Here is a 4,776-nt window from a genome sequence, read left to right as displayed (position 1 = left end):
GCCCGGCAACTTCATCTTCCGCACGCGCGAGTTCGAGCAGATGGAGATCTAGTTCTTCGTGATCCCGATTGACACGATCGTAGGGCGGCCCGCCGGCGAGGTGTGGCACGACCGCTGGATCGCCGAGCGCCTCGCCTGGTACCGGCGGTACGGGATCGGGGCGGAGAATCTCCGGCTCCGCGAGCACGGCCGGGAGGAGCTGGCCCACTATGCCAAGCGCACGGCGGATATCGAGTACCGTTTCCCGATCGGGTGGAGCGAGCTGGAGGGGATCGCAAACCGGACGGACTTCGACCTGAAGCAACACGCCAAGTTCAGCGGCAGGTCGCTCACGTACTTCGACGAGGAGCGGCGGACGCACGTCGTGCCGTACGTGATCGAGCCCTCGGCGGGGGTGGACCGGAGCCTGCTCGCGTTTCTGGTCGATGCCTACCGGGAGGAGGAGGTCCGCGGCGAGAAGCGCGTGGTCCTGCGCCTGCACCCCGAGCTGGCGCCGGTGAAGATCGCGGTGCTGCCGCTCCTGAAGAAGCGCCCGGAGATTGTGAGGGTGGCGCAGGCGATCAGGAACGAGCTGGCCCGCCGCTGGGTCGCCGTCTACGATGACACCGCGGCGATCGGGCGTCTCTATCGCCGCCAGGACGAGGTGGGGACTCCCTATTGCGTCACGGTGGACGTTCAGACAGTTGGCGATCCGGAAACCGGCGAGGCGAGGGATGACCGGGTCACCATTCGCGACCGCGATTCGATGGATCAGGTCCGGGTCCCGGTGGCCGAGCTCGTCCCGGCCTTCGACGAGATCCTGGGCGGGGGCCCCTGGTCACGAATCGCTGGCCGCTACCCGGCCCAGGCCAAGTCCTGAGCGACCTCCCCGCAGCCTTCGGCTTAGCGATTCAGCGCCGGCCCGAGCGTCAGGAGGCTTGCAGGCTGCGCCCGGCGGCGGGGATCTGACTTCCGCAGGTGGTGGCGGGTTCGGTCCCGCGCAGGAACGCCATCAGCACGGGGCGCGCGCAGGTCCCCGACGGGTCTAGGTCCACCGGGATCAAGATGACGCCCTCGGGGATCGAGAAGTCCTCCCGCGGCGTGTTGGCCAGCGCGTTGGCCATGTAACTCACCCAGATCGGCACCGCGACCCGGGAGCCCGTTTCGTCCCTCCCAAGGCTCCGGGGCCGGTCGTACCCGACCCACACCCCCGTCACCAGGCTCGGCGTGTAGCCGATGAACCAGGCATTCGAGTAGTCGTTGGTCGTGCCCGTCTTGGCCGCGAGCGGGCGTGCCAGGACCTTGGCTGCCACGCCGGTGCCCCGCTCGACCACCCCCTTCAGCATGTGAGTGATCAGGTAGGCCACCTCGCGGGAGAGCGCCTCCTTGCCCTGCGGCATGTGTTCCTCGAGGAGTTTTCCCTGCGCGTCGGTGATGTAGCGGATCGGGGTCGGCGGGACCCAGGTCCCTTGGTTGGCCAGGGCCGCGTACGCCGACGTGAGCTCCAGGAGTGACAGGTCGGAGCTCCCGAGGGCGAGCGTGAGGTCATCGGTCAGCGGGCTCTCGATACCGAGCCGGCGCGCGATCTCGACGGTCCGCCGGATGCCGATGCGCTCCTGGAGCTTGACCGTGACGACGTTCACCGACTCCTCGATCCCCTGCTGGAGCGTCGTAAGGCCGCGGAACTTCCGGTCGTAGTTGTCCGGCTCCCACGGTTGCCCGTTCCGTCCCACCGGGTAGATCACGGGGCTGTCCTCGATCCGCGTGGCCGGCGTGAGCCCCGATTCGAGCGCGGCGAGATAGACGATCGGTTTGAAGGCTGAGCCCGGCTGACGCTTGGCCTGGACCGCCCGGTTGAACTCGCTCCGGAGGAAGTCGGACCCGCCCACCATGGCCTTGATGTAGCCCGTCTCGGGCTCGATGGTCAGGATCGCGCCCTCCGGGTGCTCGGGGGCCGGCTGTCGTCGCCGCTTGGCCGAGACGGTCCCGCTCCTCGACTCCAACGCTTTGAGCCCCTCCCGCAGCGACTGCTCGGCCAGGACCTGCAAGTGCGGGGAGAGCGTGGTGTAGACGTTGAGCCCACCCTTGAACACCATGTCGTCGCCGTACTTCTCCACGAGGATGCCCCGCACGTGCTCGATGAAGTACTGGCCCGTGGTGCGGCGCCGCTCGGGAGGGATCAGGCTCAGGTCGCCGGCCACGGCCTGTCTGGCCTGGGTTGGGTTGACGGCGCCGACCTCCAGCATCCGGTGCAGGACGTGGGTGCGTCGCCGCCTGGCCGCCTCCGGGTGGTTGAAGGGGGAGTAGATCGTCGGGGCTCGCGGGAGGCCGGCCAGGAGGGCGGCCTCGCGGATCGAGAGCTCGGTTACCGGTTTGCCGAAGTACGTGTGTGCGGCCGCCTCCACCCCGTACGCCCCGTGGCCGAAGTACACCTGGTTCAGGTACATTTCCAGGATCTGGTCCTTCGAGTAGCGGCGCTCCAGCTGGAGCGCGAGCAGGACCTCTTTGAGCTTCCGGTCGAGGCTCTTGTCCGGCGTGAGGAACAGCACCTTGGCGAGCTGCTGGGTGATCGTGCTCCCGCCTTCGACGATGCGCCCGTGGCGGAAATTCTGGTAGATCGCACGCGCGACCCCCATCGGGTCCACGCCGAAGTGGGAGTAGAACCGCCAGTCCTCTACCGCGACGACTGCGTCTCTCAGGGTCTGGGGGATCTTGGCCAGCGGGACGAAGATCCGCCGCTCTATCTGGAACTCGGTGATGAGCTCGTCGTTCTCGTCGTAGAGCTTCGAACCCTGGGTTGGCTGGATCGTCTCCAGTTCGGTCACGGAGGGAAGCCAGCGCGGGAGCACGGTGAACGCCCAGAGGGCCGACACGCTCACGCCGAGGGTGCCCAGGAGGATGGTGATGCCGACCACGATCGCAAACCGACGAAGCCAGCTCCGGCGGCGTTTTCGAGGCGGACGGGCCCGGTTGCCGGACACCATACACCGCCATTATACCGACAACGCGTGCGCCCCGCAGGCCCGACCCTTGCTTTGGCCGCGCCCGTGTGATACATCCTGCGCTGGAGGACGCCATGACCGTCGAGGAACAGCTGGCGCGGATCCGCCGCGGGACCGCCGAGATCATCGTGGAGGCGGAGCTCCGCCAGAAGCTGGAGCGCTCGGCGAAGTCCGGCGTCGCGCTCAACGTGAAGCTGGGTCTCGATCCCACGGCGCCCGACCTCCACCTCGGGCACACGGTGGTCCTCCAGAAGCTTCACGACTTCCAGGAGCTCGGGCATCAGGTGATCATCATCATCGGCGACTTCACCGGCATCATCGGCGACCCCTCCGGGCGGTCCGAGACGCGGAAGCCGCTCACGCGTGCGGAGATCGAGGCCAACGCCGAGACCTATCGTGCTCAGCTCGGGAAGATCCTGGATATGAGCCGGACGCGCGTGGAGTTCAACTCTGCTTGGCTCGCGCCGCTCAAGCTCGAGGATCTCATCCGGCTCACGTCCACCGTCACCGTCGCTCAGCTTTTGCAGCGCGAGGACTTCGCGGGCCGCTACACGAGCGGGCGCCCCATCAGCCTGCACGAGTTCCTGTACCCGATCTGCCAGGCCTACGACTCGGTGGCCCTCGCCGCCGATGTGGAGCTCGGAGGGACCGACCAGACGTTCAACCTGCTCGTGGGGCGCGATCTCCAGCGATCCTTCGGCCAGGACCCGCAGGTCGCCATCACGACGCCGATCCTGGAGGGCCTCGACGGAACCCAGAAGATGTCCAAGAGCCTGGGGAACTACGTCGGGATCACGGAGCCTCCGGGCGAGATGTATGGCAAGCTGATGTCGCTCCCCGACGCCCTCATGCTCCGCTACTTCACGCTCGTGACGCGGCTGCCGGAGGAGGAGATCCGCGGGATGGCCCGCGATCTCGATCGGGGCCAGCTTCACCCGATGGAAGCCAAGAAGCTGCTGGCCCGGTCGGTGGTCGGGCAGTACCACGGGCTCGATGCCGCGAAGGGCGCCGAAGCCGGCTTCGCCCGGGTCTTCCAGGAGCGCGAGCTCCCGGAGGAGATCGAGGAGTGCCGGGTATCCTTGAACGAGCAACGGGCACCACTCTCGATTGTGCTGCGGGAGGCGAAGCTCGTGGTCTCGAGCTCGGAGGGCCGGCGTCAGATCCAGCAGGGGGCAGTGGAGGTCGATGGAGAAAGAATCTCCCGTGCTGACGCAGAGTTACAGGGTGGAAAGACCTATCTGATCCGGGTAGGGAAACGTCGTTTCAAACGGGTTCGGCTGGGATGAAATGAAAGTGCTTGACAGGGAAGGCCTAGCCGAGTACAGTACATCCTTGCCCAACCGCACGGTGGGCGTTGAATCAGGGTCCGACGACGCGAAGCTGACCTGTTTCAACTCTTCGGGGTTCTTCCCCGCCGTTCTTTGAAAATCGCATATGCTACTGGCTCACCGACGAGGTGTGTGAACCCACCCAGCGAGTATTCCTTGCGCCAGATCCGAAGCAACGGGTTTGGGCTTGAGGAACCAGGGTTATCTCTTGGCGAGTTTGATCCTGGCTCAGAGCGAACGCTGGCGGCGTACCTAACACATGCAAGTCGAGCGAGGATCGCGGCGTGGGAAACCATGTCGTGGTCCGAGCGGCGAACGGGTGAGTAACACGTGGGTAACCTGCCCTCGAGACCGGGATACCCTTCCGAAAGGGAGGCTAATACCGGGTACGTTCCTCGGGTCGCCAGACCTGGGGAGGAAAGGTGGCGCAAGCTGCCGCTCGAGGAGGGGCTCGCGACCTATCAGCT

The 4,776-nt window shown here is 66.4% G+C and carries 2 protein-coding genes, 1 rRNA gene and 1 pseudogene; 3 read left to right on the top strand and 1 reads right to left on the bottom strand.

From position 1 onward, the window contains the following. Nucleotides 1-859, top strand: a pseudogene (locus tag HY726_16335) (glycine--tRNA ligase). Nucleotides 860-908: 49 nt separating this feature from the next. On the opposite strand, the gene HY726_16330 reads toward HY726_16335, so the two are convergent. Beyond that, the gene (locus tag HY726_16330; protein MBI4610564.1) at nt 909-2,894 is read right to left on the bottom strand and encodes a PBP1A family penicillin-binding protein; all 1,986 of its coding nucleotides are present in this window, start codon (nt 2,892-2,894) and stop codon (nt 909-911) included. 161 nt (nt 2,895-3,055) lie between these two features. Here HY726_16330 and HY726_16325 point away from each other — a divergent pair, with 161 nt between their 5' ends. Both HY726_16325 and HY726_16320 read left to right on the top strand, forming a co-directional pair. Next, a complete protein-coding gene (locus HY726_16325; protein MBI4610563.1) occupies nt 3,056-4,267 on the top strand; it encodes a tyrosine--tRNA ligase in 1,212 nt (403 codons plus the stop codon). Between the two features lie 248 nt (nt 4,268-4,515). Then, nucleotides 4,516-4,776, top strand: a 16S ribosomal RNA gene (locus HY726_16320); the annotation flags it as partial.

It is taken from the genome of Candidatus Rokuibacteriota bacterium (assembly GCA_016209385.1).
GTDB lineage: Bacteria > Methylomirabilota > Methylomirabilia > Rokubacteriales > CSP1-6 > JACQWB01.
Note: the sequence above shows the minus strand (reverse complement) of the source record. Positions and strands in the feature narration are given on the sequence as shown.

Excerpts from the sequence above, each read along its gene's own strand:
- HY726_16325 (MBI4610563.1), top strand. The coding sequence starts at position 3,056 with ATGACCGTCGAGGAACAGCTGGCGCGGATCCGCCGCGGGACCGCCGAG.